The organism is Demequina silvatica, assembly GCF_000971215.1.
GTDB lineage: Bacteria > Actinomycetota > Actinomycetes > Actinomycetales > Demequinaceae > Demequina > Demequina silvatica.
This window is the reverse complement of record NZ_BBMA01000002.1, coordinates 260,813-283,090: the sequence shown is the minus strand read 5'-3', so window position 1 is coordinate 283,090 and position 22,278 is coordinate 260,813. Positions and strand designations below refer to the sequence as shown.

Annotated in this window: 12 protein-coding genes; 6 read left to right on the top strand and 6 right to left on the bottom strand. The window is 71.7% G+C overall.

The window, feature by feature from the left end; all coding sequences use genetic code 11:
* From nuoL to AOM05_RS01325, 4 genes are read left to right on the top strand one after another with little or no spacing between them, the layout of a single operon-like run.
* Entirely contained in the window at positions 1–1,881 is a 1,881-nt protein-coding gene (gene nuoL / locus AOM05_RS01340) for an NADH-quinone oxidoreductase subunit L (RefSeq protein WP_062518809.1), read from the top strand.
* A gap of 3 nt (positions 1,882–1,884) precedes the next feature.
* Complete coding sequence (locus AOM05_RS01335) at positions 1,885–3,378, top strand: NADH-quinone oxidoreductase subunit M (protein ID WP_062518808.1); 1,494 nt, start codon at positions 1,885–1,887, stop codon at positions 3,376–3,378.
* Positions 3,375–4,955 (top strand): NADH-quinone oxidoreductase subunit NuoN, encoded by a 1,581-nt coding sequence (gene nuoN / locus AOM05_RS01330; RefSeq protein WP_062518807.1) that lies wholly within the window; start codon positions 3,375–3,377, stop codon positions 4,953–4,955. Before AOM05_RS01335 ends, nuoN begins: the two co-directional genes overlap by 4 nt.
* A 3-nt stretch (positions 4,956–4,958) precedes the next feature.
* On the top strand, positions 4,959–5,957 hold the full coding sequence (locus tag AOM05_RS01325) for a polyprenyl synthetase family protein (protein ID WP_062518806.1): 999 nt from the start codon (positions 4,959–4,961) through the stop codon (positions 5,955–5,957).
* A 164-nt stretch (positions 5,958–6,121) separates the two neighbouring features.
* Here AOM05_RS01325 and rarD read toward each other — a convergent pair whose 3' ends face one another.
* The 4 genes from rarD to AOM05_RS01305 all read right to left on the bottom strand — a co-directional run bounded on the left by rarD (position 6,122) and on the right by AOM05_RS01305 (position 11,812).
* Complete coding sequence (gene rarD / locus AOM05_RS01320; protein ID WP_062518805.1) at positions 6,122–7,072, bottom strand: EamA family transporter RarD; 951 nt, start codon at positions 7,070–7,072, stop codon at positions 6,122–6,124.
* Positions 7,073–7,149: 77 nt separating this feature from the next.
* Complete coding sequence (locus AOM05_RS01315; protein WP_156164981.1) at positions 7,150–9,120, bottom strand: glycosyl hydrolase; 1,971 nt, start codon at positions 9,118–9,120, stop codon at positions 7,150–7,152.
* The gene (locus AOM05_RS01310; RefSeq protein ID WP_062518803.1) at positions 9,117–9,842 is read right to left on the bottom strand and encodes an HlyD family secretion protein; all 726 of its coding nucleotides are present in this window, start codon (positions 9,840–9,842) and stop codon (positions 9,117–9,119) included. Before AOM05_RS01310 ends, AOM05_RS01315 begins: the two co-directional genes overlap by 4 nt.
* Positions 9,839–11,812 carry a glycosyltransferase family 2 protein gene (locus tag AOM05_RS01305; RefSeq protein ID WP_228373169.1) on the bottom strand — a complete coding sequence of 658 codons (1,974 nt, stop codon included), beginning with the start codon at positions 11,810–11,812 and terminating at the stop codon, positions 9,839–9,841. Before AOM05_RS01305 ends, AOM05_RS01310 begins: the two co-directional genes overlap by 4 nt.
* A gap of 325 nt (positions 11,813–12,137) precedes the next feature.
* On the opposite strand from AOM05_RS01305, the gene pulA reads away from it, so the two are divergent.
* The gene (gene pulA, locus AOM05_RS01300; RefSeq protein ID WP_062518802.1) at positions 12,138–17,906 is read left to right on the top strand and encodes a pullulanase-type alpha-1,6-glucosidase; all 5,769 of its coding nucleotides are present in this window, start codon (positions 12,138–12,140) and stop codon (positions 17,904–17,906) included.
* A gap of 63 nt (positions 17,907–17,969) precedes the next feature.
* On the opposite strand, the gene AOM05_RS01295 is transcribed toward pulA, so the two are convergent.
* Together AOM05_RS01295 and AOM05_RS01290 are read right to left on the bottom strand one after the other, a co-directional pair.
* The gene (locus AOM05_RS01295; RefSeq protein WP_082097167.1) at positions 17,970–18,698 is read right to left on the bottom strand and encodes a phosphoadenylyl-sulfate reductase; all 729 of its coding nucleotides are present in this window, start codon (positions 18,696–18,698) and stop codon (positions 17,970–17,972) included.
* Positions 18,695–20,383: a nitrite/sulfite reductase gene (locus tag AOM05_RS01290; RefSeq protein ID WP_062519592.1), complete on the bottom strand. Its 1,689-nt coding sequence runs from the start codon at positions 20,381–20,383 to the stop codon at positions 18,695–18,697. The genes AOM05_RS01295 and AOM05_RS01290 overlap by 4 nt, the downstream gene beginning before the upstream one ends.
* A gap of 494 nt (positions 20,384–20,877) precedes the next feature.
* Here AOM05_RS01290 and AOM05_RS01285 point away from each other — a divergent pair, with 494 nt between their 5' ends.
* Positions 20,878–22,272: an FAD-dependent oxidoreductase gene (locus AOM05_RS01285; protein WP_062518801.1), complete on the top strand. Its 1,395-nt coding sequence runs from the start codon at positions 20,878–20,880 to the stop codon at positions 22,270–22,272.
* The last annotated feature ends 6 nt before the right edge of the window (positions 22,273–22,278 follow it).

Below are 22,278 nucleotides of genomic sequence, written 5' to 3'. Positions count from 1 at the left end.
ATGCTTGATCTCACCTGGCTTCTCATCGCCGTGCCCTTGGCGAGCAGCTTCGTGCTGCTCCTCGCGGGCAAGCGCGCCAACCCGTGGGGCCACTGGCTCGGGGTGGCCGCGTCGGGCACCGCCTTCCTGGTCGGCCTCCTCGCGTTCATCCAGATGCTCGGCCTCGACGAGCACGACCGCTCGCACGCCGTGCACCTGTTCTCCTGGATTCCCGGCGGCGAGCTCAACCTCGACGCCGGCCTCCTGGTCGACCCGCTGTCGATGACCTTCGTGCTGCTCGTGACCTTCGTGGGCACGCTCATCCACATCTACTCCGTGGCGTACATGGAGCACGACCCGGACCGCCGCCGGTTCTTCGCGTACCTCAACCTGTTCGTGGCCGCGATGCTGCTGCTGGTGCTCGCCGACTCCTACCTCCTGCTGTTCGTCGGCTGGGAGGGCGTGGGCCTCGCCTCGTACCTGCTCATCGGCTTCTGGAACCACAAGCCCGAGTACGCGACCGCGGCCAACAAGGCGTTCGTGGTCAACCGCGTCGGCGACATCGGGCTCATCCTCGCGATGGGCCTCATGTTCGCCTACCTGGGCGGCCTGGACTTCCAGACCGTGTTCGCGGCGGCGCCCGAGGCGACCACCGCGCAGCTCACCGCGATCGGCCTCATGCTGCTGGTCGCCGCCTGCGGAAAGTCCGCGCAGTTCCCGCTGCAGTCCTGGCTGGGCGACGCGATGGCCGGCCCCACGCCGGTGTCGGCGCTCATCCACGCGGCCACCATGGTCACGGCGGGTGTGTACCTCATCGTCCGGTCCGCGCCCGTGTTCGAGGGCGCGCCCGCCGCGCAGACCACCGTCGCGGCGATCGGTGCGTTCACGCTGATCCTCGGCGCCGTCATCGGCATGGCCAAGGACGACATCAAGAAGGCGCTCGCCGCCTCGACCATGTCGCAGATCGGCTACATGATGCTCGCCGCGGGCCTCGGCCCCATCGGCTACGCGTTCGCGATCTTCCACCTGGTCACGCACGGCTTCTTCAAGGCCGGCATGTTCCTCGGCGCGGGCTCCGTGATGCACGGCATGTCCGACCAGGTCGACATGCGCCGCTTCGGCGCGCTGCGCACCGCGATGGTCACCACCTGGGTGACGTTCGGGCTCGGCTGGCTCGCGATCCTGGGCGTCCCGCCGTTCTCCGGCTTCTGGTCCAAGGACAAGATCATCGAGGCCGCGTTCGTGGGCGAGGGCGCGCAGCCCTGGATCCTCGGCGGCGCCGCCCTGATCGGCGCGGGCCTCACCGCGTTCTACATGTCGCGCCTGTTCTTCATGACGTTCCACGGCAAGGCGCGCTGGACCGACGGTCAGCACCCGCACGAGTCGCCCGCGCTCATGACGGTGCCCATGATCATCCTCGCGGTCGGCTCCGCCTTCCTGGGCCTGTTCCTCGCGATGGGCGACCGCTTCAGCACGTGGCTCGAGCCGGTCACCGGTCACGCCGAGCACCACGAGCCCGTGCTGCCGGTGCCCGTGATCATGGTCGCGACGCTGCTCCTGGTCGCCGCCGGCGCCTGGTTCGCGTGGCGCAAGTACGGCGCGGCCGACGTGCCCGAGACCGCGCCCGCGGCCTCGCTGGCGACCATCGCCGCGCGCAACGACATGTTCCAGGACTCGGTCAACCGGGGCGTGTTCGAGCGCCCCGGCACCCACCTCACCCGCACGCTCGTCTACGCCGACGCGGCGCTCGTCGACGGCGCGGTGGACAAGACCGCCCACGGCTTCGCCCGTACCGGCGAGTCCGTGCGCAAGACGCAGAACGGTCAGGTGCGCTCGTACGCGCTGACCATGCTGGTGGGCCTTGTCATCGTCATCCTCGTCGTGGTGCAGGGGGGTCTCTAAACCATGTTCCCGATCCTTTCCGTCATGGTGGCGCTGCCCGCGCTCGGCGCCGTCCTGCTCTGGGCCCTGCCCGGCGGGGCGCGCGTCCGGGTGCGGGAGATCGCGCTCGCCATCACCGGAATCGAGCTGGTCCTCGCCGTCGTCCTGTTCCTGCAGTTCGACACCGGCGCCGCCGGCACCATCCAGTTCTCCGAGGTCTACCCGTGGATCCCGCAGATCGGCACCAGCTGGGCGCTCGGCGTCAACGGCATCGGCCTGCTGATGATCGTGCTGTCCGCGCTGCTGACCCCGCTGGCGATCCTCGCCGGCTGGTGGGAGGACAAGGACCCCGCTCGCCGCACCCACTACCTCGCGCTGATCCTGCTGAGCGAGGCGTTCATGATCGGCATCTTCGCCGCGCGTGACGTCTTCCTCTTCTACGTGCTGTTCGAGGCGATGCTCATCCCGCTGTACTTCCTCATCGGATCGTTCGGCGGCGGCCAGCGTCGCTACGCCGCGGTGAAGTTCCTGCTGTACTCGCTCGCGGGCGGGCTCATCATGCTCGTCGGCGTGGTCGCCCTGTACTTCCAGGGCCCCGGCGGCGAGGAGGCGTTCCTCACGGACAACCTCACGAACCTGCCGATGTCGACCACCGCGGAGCGGCTGATCTTCCTCGCGTTCTTCCTCGCGTTCGCGATCAAGGCGCCCATGGTGCCGGTCCACACGTGGCTGCCCACGGTCGCGGAGACGGCCCGCCCGGGCACCACCGCGCTGCTGGTCGCGGTGCTCGACAAGATCGGCACCTTCGGCATGCTCACGCTGTGCGTGGCGCTGTTCCCCGAGGCCGCGCAGTGGGCGGCGCCGGTGATCATCGTCTTCGCGGTCATCTCGGTGATCTACGGAGCGTTGCTCGCGATCGGCCAGAAGGACATGCTGCGCCTGGTGGCGTTCACCTCGGTGAGCCACTTCGGCATCATGGTGCTCGGCATCTTCGCCTTCACCCAGACCTCCGTCGAGGGCGCCGCGTTCTACATGTTCAACCACGGCCTCTCGACCGGCGCGCTGTTCTTCGTGGTCGGCTTCCTGATCCACCGGTACGGCACCGCGGACGTGACGGCGTACGGCGGTCTCCAGCGCATCGTCCCCGTCTTCGCGGGCACGTTCCTGGTGATCGGCCTCAGCGCCCTCGCGCTGCCGGGCCTGTCGCCGTTCGTCTCCGAGATCATGGTCCTCGTCGGCGCGTTCTCCGTGGCCAAGGCCGCGGTCGTCGTGTCCGCGGTGGGCGTGGTGCTCGCCGCGCTGTACGTGCTGCTGACCTACCAGAAGGTGTTCACCGGACCGGCTCCGGAGGGTCGCAAGCCGGTCCGCGAGCTCACGCGCCGCGAGCGCGTGGTGCTGTGGCCGCTCGTCGCGCTCATGCTGGTGCTCGGCTTCCTGCCCGGCATCGCGATCGACACGCTGCGTGAGCCCTCGGCCGACATCGTCGCCACCGTTTCCACCGAGGAGGCAGGTCAGTGAGCTTCACGACCCCCGAGATCGCCTGGGCGCCGCTCGCGCCCGTCATCATCGTCCTCGGCGCCGCCGCGGTCGCGATCCTGCTCGAGTCCTTCATCCGGAGCGCGGAGACGCGGCGGAAGGTGCAGCTGGGCGTCTCGCTCGTCGCGCTGATCGCCGCCGCCGGCACCGCGATCGCCCAGTGGGCCGCGCTCGAGGGCGCGGGCACGGTGGTGCTCGACGGCATGCTCACGGTCGACCGTCAGTCGCTCGCGTGGCAGGTGCTCATCGCCGTGTTCGGCACGCTCGGCGCGCTGCTGTTCGCCGCGCGCACCCGCGCCGGCGAGGAGGCGTTCACGCCGCTCGGCTCCGTCGCGCCCGGCTCCACCGAGGAGACCCTCGCGCGGCGCAAGGGCTTCCAGGTGACCGAGGTGTTCCCGCTCGCGCTGTTCGCGGTGGGCGGCATGATGCTGTTCACCTCGGTGACGGACCTCATCTTCCTGTTCGTCGCGCTCGAGGTGTTCTCGCTGCCGCTGTACATCCTGGTGGCGCTCGCGCGTCGCCGCCGGTTCCTCTCCCACGAGGGCGCCCTGAAGTACTTCCTGCTCGGCGCGTTCTCCTCCGCGATCCTGCTGTTCGGTGCGGCGTTCCTCTACGGCGCGACCGGGTCGACCTCCTACGCGGGCATCGCGGCGGGCGTCTCCTCCGTCACCGGCGTGGACGCGATGATCCTCGCCGGCGCGGTCATGGTCGTGGTGGGCCTGCTGTTCAAGATCGGCGCCGTGCCGTTCCACTCGTGGACCCCGGATGCCTACCAGGGCGCCCCGACCCCCGTGACGGCCTTCATGGCCGCGGCGACCAAGGCCGCCGCCACCGCGGCGCTGCTGCGCGTCGCGTACGAGGCGTTCTACGGGCTCGAGTGGGAGCTCAACTGGCTGATCTGGGCCGTCGCCATCGCCTCGATGGTGCTGGGCACCGTGGTCGCGCTGGTGCAGACCGAGCTCAAGCGCATGCTCGCGTACTCGTCCGTCGCGCACGCCGGCTTCATCCTGGTCGCGTTCGCCGGCTTCCCCGACGGCGCGCTCTCCGCGCTGCCGTTCTACCTCGCGTCCTACGGCGTCGCTACGCTCGGCGCGTTCGCGGTCATCACGCAGGTCCGCGAGAAGGCCGAGGACGGCACCGTCCTGGGCGAGGCCACGCGCCTCGGCCAGTGGGCGGGCCTGGGCAAGCGCTCCCCGTGGCTCGCGGGTGCGATGGCGCTGTTCCTGCTGTCCTTCGCAGGCATCCCGCTGACCGCGGGCTTCGTGGGCAAGTTCGTGGCGTTCGCCGCCGCGATCTCCGAGGGCGGCTGGCCGCTCGTGCTCATCGCCGTCATCGCCTCGGCCGCCGCCGCGTTCTTCTACGTCCGCCTGATCGTGCTGATGTTCCTCACGGACGTCCCCGACGGCCAGGAGGACGCGATCGAGATCGACCACAGCCCGCTCGCGCGCGTCGTCGTGATCATCGCGGTCGCCGCCGTGCTGCTGCTCGGCATCGTGCCCGGACCGGTGCTCGCCGCGTTCGAGAACGCCGGCGTGCTGCTGCTCGGAGCGGCGGGCTAGCCCATGGCCTCCCTGTCGATCGGCAACGAGGCTCTCGAGGCGGAGCTGCAGCCCCGCTTCGAGCTCGTCGAGGAGAGGCTGCGCGACGCCGTCGCGCAGTCGGACAAGCTCGCCGACGCCACGTCGCGCCACCTGGTCGACGCGGGCGGCAAGCGCCTGCGCCCGCTCCTCGCGCTGCTGTGCGCGCAGCTGGGCGACGGCTCGCGCCCCGAGGTCCTCGACGCCGCCGTGGTGGTCGAGCTCACCCACCTCGCGACGCTCTATCACGACGACGTCATGGACTCCGCGCCCACCCGACGCGGCGCCCCCGCCGCGCACGAGGTCTGGGGCAACTCCGTCGCCATCCTCACCGGCGATCTGCTGTTCGCCCGCGCGTCCACCGTGGTCGCCGGGCTCGGCCCGCAGGCGGTGCGCATCCAGGCCGAGACCTTCGAGCGCCTGTGCCTGGGCCAGCTCCACGAGACCGTGGGCCCAGCCGAGGACGACGACCCGATCGCCTTCTACCTCCAGGTCCTCGCGGACAAGACCGCCTCGCTCATCGCGACCTCCGCCCGCCTGGGCGCGATGTTCGGCGGCTGCCCGCCGCGCATCGTCCAGCAGGTCACGGCCTACGGCGAGGCCGCCGGCGTGGCCTTCCAGCTGGCCGACGACGTCATCGACATCCGCTCCGACGCCGCCACGACCGGCAAGACGCCCGGCACGGACCTCCGCGAGGGCGTCCCGACCATGCCGGTGCTCCTCCTGCGCCGCCGCATCGCGGCGGGGGAGGGCACGGCGGACGACGCCGCGCTGCTCGCCGACATCGACGGCGACCTGACGGACGATGCGGCGCTCGCCTCCGTGGTCGAGCGTCTGGCCGCGCACGTGGTGGTCGACGAGACCGCCACCCTCGCGCGCGCGTGGGCGCAGCAGGCGAAGGACGCGGTCGCCGCGCTGCCCGAGGGCGACGTGCGCGACTCCCTGATGGCCTTCGCGGACGCGCTGGTGGTCCGCGCGGCCTGACACCGCGTCCCGGCCCGGCCCTCCGCGCCGTGCCAGTCTCCACACGGATTCTGCAACTGCACGCCTCCTGGTCGGCCGACGCGACGCGAGTTGCAGCGCGAGAGCGCTTCCACCGGGACGCGCGTGTGGAAACTGGACGCGCCCGGGCCGGGAAGCCGCCCGGCTCAGACCGGCTCGGTCACCTCGCCGGACACGGCCGCCTCGGGATCCCGCACCCGCGACCGGGCCCGCCACGAGTCCACCGTGATGAGCACCAGCGCCACCCACACCAGCGCGAAGCCCGCCCAGCGCGCCGGCGGCATGGGCTCGTGGAAGTGCCACACGGCCAGCGCGAACGTCATGGTCGGCGCGATGTACTGCAGCAGCCCGGAGATGTTGAGCGGCAGCCTCCGCGCGCCCGCCGCGAAGATGAGCAGCGCGCCCGCGGTCCAGGTGCCGGTGGTGAGCATGAGCGCGTCGTGCCACCCGCCCAGCCCCTCGGCGCCGCGCGCGAACAGCGTCGCCTCGCCGGACGCCCAGACCAGCCCCAGCACGCCGAGCGCGACCGGCAGCTGCACCGCCGTCTCGACGGTCAGCCCCGTGAGCGCATCCACGCGATGCCCCACGTCCTTCTTGATGAACGAGTACACCGCGAAGGACACCGCCAGCACCAGCGAGATCCACGGCAGGCCGCCCATCTCGACGGCGAGCACCACCACGGCGAGCGCCGCGACCCCGATCGCGACCAGCTGCAGCCGCCGCAGCCGCTCGCCCAGCAGCACCACGCCCAGCGCGACGGTGAGCAGCGGGTTGATGTAGTACCCGAGCGAGGTCTGCGCGACCCGGTCCGTCATCACGGCGTAGACCATGACGCCCCAGTTGACCGCGATGACGAGCGACGCGAGGGCCAGGCGTGCGAGCACCCGGCGGTCCCTCACCACGGAGACGATGCGCGACCACCCGCGCACGAACGGCACGATCGCGAGGCACACCGCGAGCGACGAGATCGACCTCCACGCCACGATCTCGAGCGCGCCCGCCGGCTCGAGCGCGGCCATGAACAGGGGGAACAGCCCCCAGATGAAGTACGCGGTGGCGCCGTACGCGAGGCCGCGGCGGTCGAGGGTGGGGGTCACCACCCGATTCTCCCAGAGGCTGGCCCCCGCTCAGCAGGGCCAGTGCCGCACGGGTGGCACCTGGAAGCGGCAGCCGCTCACCCCGCCGCCGCGATCCACGCGAGCATCCACGCGCGCGAGTCGCCGTCGTCGATCGCGGTGTCGGGAAGCGCGAGCGCGGCGCTCCACGCCGCCGCCCGCTCGGCGTCCCCGGCGAGCGCCCGGTACATGAGCAGGTAGTCGGCGAACTGGTCCGGCGTCGACGTCCCCCACGCCTCGGCGACGGAGGAGACGATGCGCCGGTCGGGCACCGCGTCGAGGTACGCCATGGCCGCGGGCTGGCCCGGGATGAGCTGGATCCCGAGCATCGCCGACGGCTCCGCGCTGAACCACGTGGCGTAGTCCCGCTTGGCCCCCCACTGGATCGCCACCACCGAGTGCCCGTACCCCTCGAGGCCCGTGAGGTCGGGTGCGAGCCACAGCCGCGTGGCGGCCTCCGCCTCCGCGGACAGCATCCAGCGCGCGGAGGCGCCCAGCGCATCGTCCCCCCGCAGGTCCGCCCATAGGGCGGCCGCGTTCCACGCGAGCACCGCCTCCGAGCTCGACTCCTGGTTGTTGCCGTCCGCGAACGGGCTGATCCCCGACGCCCACGAATGCCCCTCGACCGGGTCGAACACGCGCCGCACGGGGAACGCATCCGAGGTGCCCGGGGCGGCGATGTCCTCCGCGACCAGGTCCATCACGGGCCCGATGCGCGCGGCGAGCTCCGGGTCCCGTGCGCCCGCCACCGCGGCGGCGTACAGCAGGTAGCCGTAGTGGAAGTGGTGGTCGTTGAACTGCTCGGAGCCGAAAGCGGTCGCGAGCCCCACCACCCCGCGAAGGGTCGCGTCGTAGGTGAAGCAGCGCTCGGCGCGCTCGCCGCACCCGTCCGCCTGCCCCCACAGGTCGAGCTGCTCGGCGAGCGTGCCCGCGAGCTGCTCCGCGACGGCCTCCTCGCCGAGCGCGTCCGCGAGCTGCAGCAGGTTCGCGAGCCGGTACAGCGCCTTGGCCCCGAAGTACGTGTCCGCGGGCAGCTCGGGCGCGACGCCGGCGTCGGCGGCCAGCGCCGCGGCGATCGCGTCGCGCTCCGGGTCGGTGATCCCCGACAGGTCGAGGGCGGCGGTGGGCTCGGTCAGCGGCACGTCCCACGAGAGGGACGATGCGGCGCACACCTCGTACGGGCCGGCGATGGTCGCGTACGTGCCCAGCCCGCAGTCGAGCCCGGCCGCGCGGGCGACGGGGACGGCGACCACGGTCGGCTCCGCGGCGTACGTCACGGTGGTGGTCGCGACGTCGCCGAGCGCGAACGCGGCGTCCGCGCCCCGGGCGATCGGGCCGAGCGCCGCGGCGAAGGCGCCGGCGGACCCCCCGTCAGGCACGGCGAACAGCTGCGCAGTGCCTCCCGGGTCGACGTCGAGCGTCGTCCCGTCGACGCTCGCGCGATCGAGCGCGATGCCGTAGGTGGTCGAACCCACGGTCGCGACGGCGAGCCCGTCGCCGGCGGGCTCGAACGCGACCGACAGGGTCGCGGTCCCGCCGCCGTCCGAGGAGAGGGCGACCACCGGCACCCCCTGCGCGAGGCTGACCTCGACCGGTCCGGTCGCGAGGGTCACGGCGACGGGCGTCGCCTCGACCACCTCGCCGTGGCCGGTGGCGCCGTCGAAGGTGACGGTGACATCCGCCACCGCGGGCGCCATGATCGCGTTCTCCTGCGGATCCGGTCGGGTCAGGCCCATGGCGAAGCCGCCCTCCACCGTCTGGAAGGACAGCGGCTTCGGGAACACCGGGAGGCCGGGCTCGCCGAACGCGAGCGAGGAGTACCAGCGGTTGGTCGGCGGCACCACGCCGTCAGCGAGGCGCGTGGTCACGGCGGCGTCGGCGGCCGCCGGCAGGATCGACGGGTCGGGCCCGTCCGCTCGCGTGGCGGGGCCGGCGGACACGCTCGCGCTGCCCAGCGCCTCGGGCTCACCCGAGCAGCCCGCCATCGCGAGCACGCCCGCCGCCAGCGCCGCCGCCACGGCTCGCCTCACAGGCCCACCTTGCGCGCGAGGTCCCCGAGCGCGTCGGTCACCCCGGCGAGCGGACCGTCGTCGCGCAGGTGGAGCGTCGCCTGGACAGGTGTGCCCGCCTGCATGAGCGTGCCGTCGGGGCTGTCGACCAGCGCCTCCGAGTCGATCCGGACGGTGACCACCGCGGCGCCCTCGACGGTCTCGACGGACAGGTCCGTCACGGTGCCCTCGAGCACCGAGTCGTCGGGAAGGCGGAGCTCGGCCACCGCATCGTCCCCGATGCGGCCGAAGTCGCGCGGGGTGAGCACGAACTCGGCCTCGGTGTAGAGGCTGTCGCGCTGGTCGATCGCCGCGATGACCGCGCCGGTCCCCGCGAAGCTGCCCACGTCCGCGGTGATGTCCTCCACGGAGCCGCCGATCGCGGCGCGCACGGTGACCGTGCCGTCCTCCGAGAGCGCGCCGGGCACGGCCTCGAGCAGCCCCTGACGGATGTCGCGCGCGAGGATCGGGCTGTCGATGGCGAACAGCTTCGCGCCCTTGGTGACGCGCTCGCCCTCCTCGATGTACCGCTCGATCACGAGCCCACCGTAGTCGGTGCCAACGTCGTACCTGGCAGCCTTGATGGTCGCGGTCGAGCTCAGCACCTCGGTCTGCCGGCGGTTGAACAGGATGGTCGAGGCGGCGACCACCAGCAGCACCGCGATCGCGCCCACCACCAGCTTGAACCGGTTGCCCCATGTCATGACGCGAGCTCCCGGCGGGCGCGGCGCCCGAGCGTCGCGGGAAGGGCCGGGCGGACGATGCTCGTGTGCGCCTCGGCGCGGGGCGTCGCCTCGCGCGCGGGGGTGCGTTCGCCGCTGGCCTCGGCGGTCGGCGCGCCGACGGCGACGAGCACCGGGGCGAAGACGCGCTCTGGCTCGGGCTCAGGAACGGCGACCACAGGAGCGGGCTCCGGCGCCGCGACCGGCGTCGCCACGATCGTCGGCGCCTCGACCGGCGTCCACGGCGTGCCCACGGACGCCACGGGCAGGGCCTGGCGCGCCGCGATCGCCGCGGCGACCTCGACCGGCCGGGCCACCACCACGGTGGGCTCGGCTGGCACCTCGGGCGCGTCGGTGCGGGCGGGCGCGAGGCCTCGTCCGCGGCGCAGGGCGCGCGCCTCGCGGCGGGCCGCCAGCAGGAACGCGCCCAGGATGAGCGTGTTGGTGAGGTTCCATGCCGTGGCGAGCGTCACCACGCCGTTGTCCCAGTCGCGCCACACCGCGACCACCGAGGTGAGCGCGAGGAACAGGAAGAACAGCACCTGCGGCACGATGAAGTTGAACGGCGACCGCGCCTTGGTGCTGCCGGTCGACGTCCAGCCCACGTCGCGGCTGGTCATCGCGTTGACGAGCGCCTTGAGGTAGATGGGGAAGGAGACCGTGGCGAGGGTGAGCGTCTGCCACCGGAATGTGCCGAGCGTGAACCACGCGAGCCCGATCTGCATCACGTAGAAGCCGGCGTAGAACACCAGCCAGGTGGTGACGGAGATGGACAGCGACATGGGCCGCAGGTCGAAGTAGATCTCGAGCGGCGGCACCAGGAGCAGCAGCAGCGGCGTGATGCCCGTGAGGTAGAAGGTCGCGGTGACGAAGTACTGGATGCGCTGGTCCGCGGTGAGGCGGCGGCGCGGGCTCAGCGGGTTGTGGGTGAGCAGGATCTCGAAGCCGCCCGTGGCCCACCGCAGCTGCTGCTTCGCGTACGCCTCGACGGTGTCGGGGGCGTCCCCGATCGCCAGCACGGTCGGGATGAACACCGTCCGCCAGCCGCGCTCGTGCATGAGCAGCGACGTCCACACGTCCTCCGACTTCGAGTCCGTGTAGATGCCGCCCACGTCCTCGACCGCCGTGCGGCGGAACACCACGTTGGTGCCCACGCAGAACGCCGCGTTGAAGCGGTTCCGCCCGGGCTGCACGAACCGGTAGAACACGGTCTGCATGTAGCCGGCGCCCTTGGCGATGGTGGTGTGGAGGTTGCCGTACGTCTGCGGGGTCTGCACGAACGCGACCTGCGCGTCCGCGAAGAACGGCACCGTCTCGAGCAGGAACCGCCGGTCGGGCACGAAGTCCGCGTCGAAGACCGCGAAGAACTCGCCCTTCGCGAGCGTGAGCGCGTGGTTGATGTTGCCCGCCTTCGCGCCGCTGTTGCCCAGCCGGCGCACGTACCGCGCGCCCAGGTGGGCGGCGATGTCCCGGACCTCGTCGGAGTCGCCGTCGTCGAGCACCCAGGTGCGGTGCCGCCCGTCCATGGCGAGCGCGCCCGCGATGGTCCGCCGCACCACGTCGAGCGGCTCGCCGTAGACCGTGATGAACACGTCCACAGTGATCCGCCGGCCGCCCAGCTGGAGCGGCCAGTCGGTCGGGTCGCCCGTGGTCGAGCGGCCGAACAGCGACTCCCGTGCTTGGTGAAAGGCGAAGTCCCGCGGATCTACGGTGCCGGCGAGGATGGTCCACATCGACAGCAGCGCGTGGAACACCAGCACCGTCTCCGCGGTGATGACCAGCAGCCACGGGATCACGTCGCCGCGGTTGGCGGGGTTGAGCAGGAAGAACGAGTAGCCCAGGATCCCGATGGTCGCGAGGATCACCAGCAGCGTCATCACGGGCGACGGGCCCGCGGTGCGGGCGGGCGCGGCCACGGGCGCGCGGTGGGGGACGGCGGGGGGTGATGACACGATTCGGCTCCTGACGTCACGCGCGCGGCAGCGCACGGGCGGGTGGGAGGGCGGATCGGCGTCGTCGACGATGGCGCACCCGGTGACGGGGCACCCTGCGGGGTGATCTCAAGGATCGCGAGGCAGGCCCACTTTAGGCACGAAACGGACGAATCGGTCAACCCTTCACGCAGGGATCGTGCGCCGTGCGGCGCGCGTCACACCGGGGGCCTCTCGGGTTGCAAGCGCTTGCATTGCCCGCTACTGTCGCGAAAAGTCGGACAGACCAGCATCACGACGACGTGACCAGGCCACACCGCCGTGGCCCCGAACCTGGGAGACCTTCTTGTCGAAGCCGCTCGCCGCGCGACCCTTGGCCGCGCTCCTCCTGCTCGCCCTGACCCTCACCTTCGCCGCCTTCACCGGCGTCGCCGCGCCCGCCTCCGCGGCGGACCGCACCTTCGCCCTCGTGGGCTCCCTCCAGTCCGAGCTGGGCTGCGACGACGACTGGCGGCCCGAGTGCGCGGCCACCGAGCTCGCCGCCACCGGCACGGCGGACCTCTACGCCGCGGAGTTCGACGTGCCCGCCGGCTCCTACGAGTACAAGGTCGCCGTCGACGACGCCTGGGACGAGTCCTACGGCCTCGACGGCGGCGCCGCCAACATCCCGCTCGAGCTTCCTCACGCCGCGACGCTGCGCTTCCTGTTCGACGACGCGACCAAGCGCGTGGGCCTCGAGGTGGTCTCGATCGGGGCGGGCTACACCGCGGAGGACGATGCGCTGGTCGCCCCTCCCGTCCGCCAGGCCGGGTCGGGGGAGCAGTTCTACTTCGTCATGACGGACCGCTTCGCCAACGGCGACCCCTCCAACGACGAGGGCGGCCTCGCCGGCGACCGCCTCGAGACCGGCTTCGACCCCACCTCGACGGGCTTCTACAACGGAGGCGACCTCGCCGGCCTGCACAGCCGCCTCGACTACATCGAGGGGCTCGGCACCACCGCGATCTGGCTCACCCCGAGCTTCAAGAACCGCCCCGTCCAGGGCGCGGGCGCCGACGCGAGCGCCGGCTATCACGGCTACTGGGTCACCGACTTCACGCAGATCGACCCGCACCTGGGCACCAACGCGGAGCTGGAGGCGCTCATCGCCGACGCCCACGCGCGCGGCATCAAGGTCTACTTCGACATCATCACCAACCACACCGCGGACGTCATCGACTACGCGGAGGGCGAGTACTCCTACATCGAGACCGCCGACCAGCCCTACCGCGACGCGAACGGCGACGCCTTCGACCCGGGCGACTACGCGGGAACGGGCACGTTCCCCGCCCTCGACGCCGACGCATCGTTCCCCTACACGCCCGTCATCGCGGCGGGCGACGCGGACGTCAAGGTGCCCGCGTGGCTCAACGACCCGACGCTCTATCACAACCGCGGCGACTCGACCTGGACGGGCGAGTCCGTCACCTACGGCGACTTCGTGGGCCTCGACGACCTCATGACCGAGCACCCGACCGTGGTCGACGGCTTCGTCGACGTCTACCAGGGCTGGATCGACCTGGGCATCGACGGCTTCCGCATCGACACCGCCAAGCACGTCAACTTCGAGTTCTGGGAGCAGTGGTCCCAGGAGGTCCTCGACTACGCGCACGCGAACGGCAAGCCGGACTTCTTCATGTTCGGCGAGGTGTACGACGCGGACCCGGTCAAGCTCGCCCCGTACGTGCGCGACACGGACATGAGCTCGGTGCTCGACTTCACGTTCCAGTCCTCGGCGGTGAGCTACGCGAGCGGCAACTCCGCGCGGGGCCTCGCCACGCTGTACGCGGGCGATGACCGCTACACCACGGCCACCACGTCGGCCACGGCGCTGCCCACGTTCCTGGGCAACCACGACATGGGCCGCGTGGGCTACTTCCTGTCCGGCACCGACGCCCCGCTCGCGCGCACCGAGCTCGCGCACGACCTCATGTTCCTGGGGCGCGGCCAGCCGGTGGTCTACTACGGCGACGAGCAGGGCTTCGCGGGCGCGGACCCCGGCAACGACAAGAGTGCGCGCCAGTCGCTGTTCGCCTCGCAGGTCCCCGAGTACACGGACCAGACCCTGCTCACCGGCGAGACCGTCGGCGCCGTGGACCGCTACGACACCGACGCCCCGCTGTACCAGCACATCGCCGCGCTCGCAGCGCTCCGCGAGGAGTACCCGGCGCTCGAGACGGGCGCGCAGATCGAGCGCCTCGCCACCAACGGCGCGGGCGTGTACGCGTTCTCGCGGGTCGACCGCGACGAGCGCGTCGAGCACCTGGTCGCGCTCAACAACACGGGCGCCGACCTCACGGTCGACATCCCCACGCTCACGGCGGGCGCCACGTTCGGCGGGGTCTACGGCACCTCGGCGTCCGTGACGGCGGACGATGCGGGGGTCGCCTCGGTCACCGTGCCCGCCCTGGGTGCGGTGGTCCTGCGGGCGGACGCCCAGGTGACCGCGCCCGCGGCGGCGGCCGACCTCACGGTGACGGCGCCCCGCGCCGGTGCGGGCCTGTCCGGCCAGGCCGCGGTGAGCGCCGAGGCCGACGGCACGTGGCGCGAGACCTCCTTCGCGTGGCGCGTGGTCGGCTCCGACGAGTGGCACGCGCTCGGTACGGCCGAGGACACCACGCCGCGCGTGTTCCACGACGTGCGCGACCTCGCCCCGGGCACCCTGGTCGAGTACCGCGCGGTCTCCGTCGACGCGGCCGGTCAGGCCTCCGCGGCCTCGACGTACGCGTCCGTCGGGCACTCCGTCGCGATCACCGCGGAGGAGGAGCCCGAGCCGGGCATCACGTCCGTGACCATCGCGGGCAACCTCGACTCGGAGATCGGCTGCGCCTCCGACTGGGAGCCCGCCTGCGAGGCGGCGATGCTGACCGAGGGTCCCGCGGGCGTGTGGTCCGGCACGTTCGACGTCCCGGCGGGCGACTGGGAGTACAAGGTCGCGATCGACGGGTCCTGGACGGTCAACTACGGCGCGAACGGCGTCAAGGACGGGCCCAACATCGCGATCAGCCACGACGGCGGTCCGCTCACGTTCTACTTCGACTCGCGCAGCAACGTGGCGCAGTCGACCGCCGAGGGCCCGACCGTGACGCTGCCCGGCTCGTATCAGGACGAGCTCGGGTGCCCCGGCGACTGGCAGCCCGAGTGCATCGCGTCTCTCATGGCGGACGGCGACAGGGACGGGGTCTACGAGCTCTCGACCGCCGAGATCCCCGCCGGGGCCTACGAGGTGAAGGTGGCCCACGGTCTCGGCTGGGGCGAGAACTACGGCGCGGGCGGCGTGCCCGGCGGCGCGAACCTGTCCTTCTCGACCGACGACGGCGAGCTGGTGACGTTCCGGTACACCCTCGCGACGCACGTGCTCGAGATCGAGGTGGCGAACCCGCCGCTGCCGGGCGTGGGCGAGTCCCGCGCGTACTGGATCGACGAGTCCACCTTCGCGTGGCCCGCGGATCTGGGCGCCGGCGACTCGTTCACGCTGCACGGCTCAGGGGATGCCGCCCTCGCCGTGGTGGACGGTGCCGTCACCGGGGGCGAGGCGCATGATCTGACGGTGGTGCCTGGCGGCCTCACCGCGGAGCAGCTCGAGCGCTTCCGCGCCCTCGACGGCTACGTCGCGCTGCGGCTCGACGCCGACCGCGAGACGGTCGCCGCCCTGCTGCAGGGCCAGCTGGCCGTGTCGCAGTCCTCCGGCGACGCGCTCACGGCGTTCACGGGCGTGCAGGTGGCGGGCGTCCTCGACGACCTCTACGCGGACGCGGCCGAGGACACGGCGCTCGGCGCGGTCTACTCCGAGGGCGGCGTCGGGTTCACGGTCTGGGCGCCCACGGCGCAGAGGGCGACCCTCCTCACGTGGGAGCCGGGGGCGACGGGGGAGCCCGCGCGCCACGAGGCGACGCTGGACGCCGCGACCGGCGTGTGGTCCGTGGCCGCCGACGCCTCGCTCGACGGCGCGGAGTACCTCTGGGAGGTGGATGTCTACGCGCCTTCCACCGGGGCCATCGAGACCAACCGCGTCACCGACCCGTACTCCGTGGCTCTGACGCTCAACTCCGAGCGCTCGGTAGCGGTGTCCCTCGCGGATCCGCAGTGGCGCCCGCGGACCTGGGCGCGCACGCCGTCGCCCGTGGTCGCGCGCGCCGTGGACCAGACCATCTACGAGCTGCACATCCGCGACTTCTCGATAGGCGACAGGTCGGTGCCCGCGGCCAAGCGCGGCACCTACCTCGCGTTCGCGGAGAAGGGCGCCGGGCGGGCGCAGCTGCGCCAGCTCGCGGACGCGGGCATCACCACGGTGCACCTGCTGCCCTCGTTCGACCTCGCGACCATCGAGGAGGACCGTGCCGCGCAGCTCGAGCCCGACTGCGACCTCGCGTCGCTCGCGCCCGACTCCGCCGAGCAGCAGGCCTGCATCGCCGCCGTCGCGGACGAGGACGGCTTCAACTGGGGCTACGACCCGTACCACTACACGGTGCCCGAGGGCTCGTACGCGGTGGACGCCGACGGCGGGGCGCGCGTGAGCGAGTTCCGGACCATGGTGGGCGCGCTGCACGCGGACGGTCTCCAGGTGGTCCTCGACCAGGTGTTCAACCACACCGCGGCGTCGGGTCAGGCGGAGACGTCGGTCCTCGACCGGATCGTCCCCGGCTACTACCAGCGGCTCAGCGCGACCGGGTCCGTCGAGACCTCGACGTGCTGCCAGAACGTCGCCACGGAGAACGCCATGGCCGGCCGGCTCATGGTCGACTCGGTGGTGACCTGGGCGCGCGACTACAAGGTCGACGGCTTCCGGTTCGACCTCATGGGCCACCACTCGCGCGAGAACATGCTCGACATCCGCGAGGCGCTCGACGGGCTCACCCTCGCGGAGGACGGGGTCGACGGCTCGGCCGTCTACCTGTACGGCGAGGGGTGGAACTTCGGGGAGGTCGCGGACAACGCGCTGTTCGAGCAGGCGACCCAGGGCCAGCTGGGCGGCACCGGGATCGGCACGTTCACCGACCGGCTGCGGGACGCGGTCCACGGCGGCAGCCCCGTCGACGGATCCTCGACCTTCCAGCAGGGCTTCGGCACCGGGCTCGGCACCGACCCGAACGGCGCCCCGATCAACGGCACCACCGAGGAGGCGCTCGCGGACCTCGCGCACCAGACGGACCTGGTCAAGCTGGGGCTCGCGGGCAACCTGCGCGACTACCGCCTGGTGAGCTCGGACGGCGTCCTGGTGAGCGGCGACGAGCTCGACTACCGCGGCTCGCCCGCCGGCTACGCGGACCAGCCTGACGAGGTGGTGACCTACGTCGACGCGCACGACAACGAGACGCTGTACGACCTGGGGGTGCTCAAGCTGCCCACCGACACGTCGATGGCGGACCGCGTGCGCATGAACACGCTGTCGCTCGCGACCACCGCCTACGCCCAGACGCCGTCCTTCTGGCACGCGGGCACGGAGCTGCTGCGCTCGAAGTCCCTCGACCGCAACAGCTACAACTCGGGCGACTGGTTCAACCGCATCGACTGGACCGGCCGCCAGTCGACCTTCGGGTCGGGCCTCCCGCCCGCCGCGGACAACGAGTCCAAGTGGTCCGTGATGGCGCCGCTGCTCGCGGACCCGTCGCTCAAGCCCGCGGCGGCCGACATCGCGAAGGCCGAGCCCGCGGCGCTCGACCTGCTGCGCGTGCGCTCCGAGGTGCCGCTCCTGCGCCTAGGCTCCGCGGAGCTCATCGAGGAGAAGGTGACCTTCCCCGGTTCGGGGGCCGAGGCGACGCCGGGGCTCATCGTCATGCTGATCGACGACCTGGTGGGCGAGGACGTCGACCCGCGGCTCGCGGGCGCGCTCGTAGTGTTCAACGCCTCCCCGGACGCGATCACGGAGTCGATGCCCGCGCTCGCGGGGCGGAGGTTCGCCCTCACGCCGGCGCTCGCCAAGGGCTCCGACGCGGTGGTCCGGTCCACCACGTGGTCGGCCGGAACGGGCACCGTGACCATCCCGGCCCGCACGGTCGCGGTGCTGGTCGAGAAGGAGCAGCGCGGCGGCGGTCACGGCCACGGCGGCGGTCACGGCAAGCCGGGCCTGTCCTGACACGGCCGCGGCGCCCACGGTCCGAGACCGTGGGCGCCGCGCATCGTCCCTCCGCCGTGAGGCTCAGGCGACGTGGATGCCGCACTCCGTCTTGTCCTGGCCGGCCCAGCGGCCCGCGCGGCGGTCCTCGCCGGGCGCGACCTTGCGGGTGCAGGGGAAGCAGCCGATGCTCGGGTAGCCCTGAGCGACCAGCGGGTTGCGGGGGAGGCCGTTGCGGTCCTCGTACGCATCCACCGCCGCGTCGTCCCACAGCGCGAGCGGGTTGATCTTCACCAGGCCGTGCTTGGCGTCCCAGGACACCACGGGCAGCTCGGACCGGGTGACGGCGTCGACGCGTCGCGCGCCGGTCACCCACGCGGAGTAGCCCTCGAGCGCGCGGCGCAGGGGGTCCACCTTGCGCATCTGGCAGCACAGGCCGGGGTCGCGGGCGAACAGGTCCTTGCCGTACGTGGCGTCCTGCTCCGCGACGGTCTGCTCGGGCATGACGTTCACCACCGTGATGGGGAACGCGATCGCCGCGGCGTCGCGCGTGTCGATGGTCTCCTGGAAGTGGTAGCCGGTCTCGAGGAACAGCACGTCCACGCCCTCGCGGCGGGTGCCGAACATGTGGGGGAGGATCGTGTCCTGCATCGAGGCGGCGATCGCGATCGAGTCGCCGAACGTGGCGACGGCCCAGTCCGCGATGTGCTCGGCGGAGGCGGTGAGCAGCCGCGCGTTGACCTCGGCGCAGGTCTCGGCGTTCCACTCGGTGGGGTTGAGCAGCGTCAGGGACGCGGCTCCCAGCACGTTCATCGGATCAGCTCCTCATCCACCCGGAACGCCCAGTCGGCGAACTGCTCGCCGGCCTCGCGCGTGTCGAGGTAGTTCTGTGTAACGCGCTCGACGTACTCGGGCATTCCGTGCTGGGTGACCTTGTGCGCGCGGATCTTGCGGCCGAAGTCGTTGTCCTCACCGCGGCCCAGGCGTCCGCCCAGGTGGACCTGGAAGCCGGGCACCTGCTCGCCCGTCTCCTCGTCGAGCACCAGCTGTCCCTTGAAGCCGATGTCCGCGATCTGCACGCGGGCGCAGGAGTTGGGGCAGCCGTTGACGTGCACGGTGATGGGGTTGTCGAGCGTGGGGAACTTGTCGTCGAGGATCTTCACCACCTCGCGGGCCGTCGCCTTGGTCTCGACGATCGCGAGCTTGCAGTACTCGATGCCGGTGCAGGCGATGACGTTGCGGTGGAACTCGCCCGGGTCGGACTCGAGCTCGAGGGCGCGCAGGCCGTTGACCACGTCGCTGACCTTGTCCTCGGGGATGTCGAGGATGAGGATCTTCTGCAGCGGGGTGAGGCGGATGCGGTCCGAGCCGGCGGCCTCCGCGATCGCGGCGATGGTCTGGAGCTTCTCACCGGAGATGCGGCCCGCGACGGGGGCGACGCCCACGTACCAGTTGCCGTCCTTCTGCTCGTGGATGCCCACGTGGTCGCCGCGGTCGCCCGGCGTCGCGGTGCGCGGCGCGGGTCCCTTGGGGAGCTCGTAGCCCAGGTAGTCGTCCTGCAGGACCTGGAGGAACTTCTCCGCGCCCCAGGCCTTGACCACGAACTTGAGGCGGGCGCGGGTGCGCAGACGGCGGTAGCCGTGGTCGCGGAAGATGCTGATGACGCCCTTCCACACCTCGTGAGCGATCTCCGGCTTCACGAACACGCCCAGCCGCATGCCGAGCATCGGGTTGACGGACAGGCCGCCGCCCACCCACAGGTCGTAGCCGATCCCCAGCTCGGGGTGCTCGACCGCGCAGAACGCGATGTCCTGCACCTCGTGGAGGATGTCGGGGACCGGCTGGCCGGTGAACGCGGTCTTGAACTTGCGCGGCAGGTTCGAGAACTCGGGGGAGCCGATGTACAGCTCCTTGATCTGCTCGATCTGCGGCGTCGGGTCGATCAGCTCGTCCTTGGACACGCCCGCCACGGGCGAGGCGAGGATGACGCGGGGCACGTCGCCGCAGGCCTCCTCGGAGCCGAGCCCGACCGCCTCGGTGCGGCGGAAGATCTCCGGCACGTCCTCGATGCGGATCCAGTGGAGCTGGATGTTCTGGCGGTCTGACACGTCCGCCGTCTCGCGGCCGAACTCGCTCGAGATCTGCCCGATCCCGCGGGCCTGGGCCACGGACAGCTGGCCGCCGTCGGAGCGGACGCGGAGCATGAAGTACTCGTCGTCGAGCTGGTGCGGCTCGAGGATCGCGGTCTTGCCGCCGTCGATGCCGGGGCGGCGCTGCGTGTACAGGCCCCACCAGCGGAAGCGGCCGCGGAGGTCCGTGGGCGGGATCGACCAGAAGCCCCACTTGGAGTACATGTTCTCGATGCGCTGGCGCACCTCGAGCGGGTCGCCCGTCGACTTGAACTCCTCGTTGGGGTTCAGCGGCGTGCGGTCTCCGGACGCCCACTGGCCGTCCTTCGCCGCGGTGTCCTTGCGCGCCGCCGCCTCACGGGTGCGGATGAGGCGCGCCTCCTCGCGGTGACGGCGGCGCTCCTCGGCGTCGGTCAGCGCAGCAGGGGTAGGGGTGGCCGAGCCGGAACTGTCGGTGGTGGTGCTCACCGCTCCTCCAGTGGTCTTGCGGGGAGCTGCGGCGTGGCGAGATCGCGCTCGTCAGGCCGAGCGCCCTGGATTGTTTGGGGACGATCCGTGGGCGACTAGGCCGACAGACACATGGCACAGCAGACGCAGCACGCGAGGGTGCCGGTGGTCGCCGAGGTTGCCATGGGCGAGATGATGACACATCACCCGGGACCTTGGGAACCCCTCCGCGCCCGATTTGCCCGTATACCCGGGAGGGCATCTACCAGCCCACATGCCCCCCGGGGTGTGCGGCGGGCGGCTTGACGGGAGCCCGTAACGCCGTGTCTATACTCTGGAACCGTTCGCCCGGAGCGGGCGTGGCGAGCGCGCACCCCTCTTCGGATTCCCCGCCCAGAAACGCTGAGGAGACCGCCGTGACCACCGAGCGTCCGCTCCGTGTCGCCATCATCGGAGCCGGCCCCGCCGGCACGTACGCCGCCGACATCCTGACCAAGACCGACCTCAACGTGTCGATCGACATCATCGAGCGCCTCCCCGCGCCGTTCGGCCTCGTCCGCTACGGCGTGGCGCCCGACCACCCGCGCATCAAGCAGATCATCGTCGCCCTCGCGAACGTGATCGGGCGGGGCGACATCCGCCTCCTCGCCAACGTCGACGTGGGCACCGACATCACCCTCGACGAGCTCCGCGAGCACTACGACGCGGTGATCTTCGCGACCGGCTCCTTCAAGGACGCCTCGCTCGACATCCCTGGTATCGACCTGGATGGTTCGTACGGCGCCGCCGACTTCGTGTCGTGGTACGACGGCCACCCGGACGTGCCGCGGACGTGGCCTCTCGACGCCAAGGAGGTCGCCGTCCTGGGCGTCGGGAACGTCGCCCTCGACGTCGCTCGCATCCTCGCGAAGCACGTCAAGGACCTCATGCCCACCGAGATCCCGTCGAACGTGGTCGAGTGCCTCTCGCAGTCGCCCGTGACGGACGTCCACGTCTTCGGTCGCCGCGGCCCCGCGCAGGTGAAGTTCTCGCCGCTCGAGCTCCGCGAGCTGGGCCACGTGCCCGACGTCGACATCGTGGTGTACCCCGAGACGGACTACGAGTTCGACGAGGCCTCGATGGAGGTCGCGGAGAACAACAAGCAGCAGAAGCAGGTCGTCAAGACCCTCACCGAGTACGCGATGAAGGAGCCGGGCGACGCCTCGCGCCGCATCCACCTCCACTTCCTGCAGAGCCCTCACGAGGTGCTCGGCGAGGACGGCAAGGTCGTGGGTCTGCGCGTCGAGCGCACCGAGCTCCAGGGCGACGGCAACGTCAAGGGCACCGGCGAGTTCATCGACTACCCGGTCCAGGCCGTGTACCGCGCGGTGGGCTACTGGGGCACCGAGATCGACGGCATCCCGTTCAACGCGGAGAGGGGCACCATCCGCAACGAGGGCGGCCGCGTGGTCGACGCCTCGGGCGAGCACCTCCAGGGCTACTACGCGACCGGCTGGATCAAGCGCGGCCCCGTGGGCCTCATCGGCCACACCAAGTCGGACGCGTCGGAGACCATCGCCAACCTGGTCGAGGACGCCGCGACGCTCTACGAGCAGTCCAAGGCGACCCCCGCCGGCCTCAGCCCCGACAACATCCTGCGCCTGCTCAAGTCGCGGGGGGTCCCGGTCATCCAGTGGGAGGATTGGGAGATCCTAGACTCCCACGAGCGTGCGATCGGCGAGCCCCACGGCCGCGAGCGCATCAAGGTGGTCCCGCGCGAGGACATGACCGAGATCGCGCTCAGCCGCATCACCGACAACGTCTCGCCGTGACGCGAG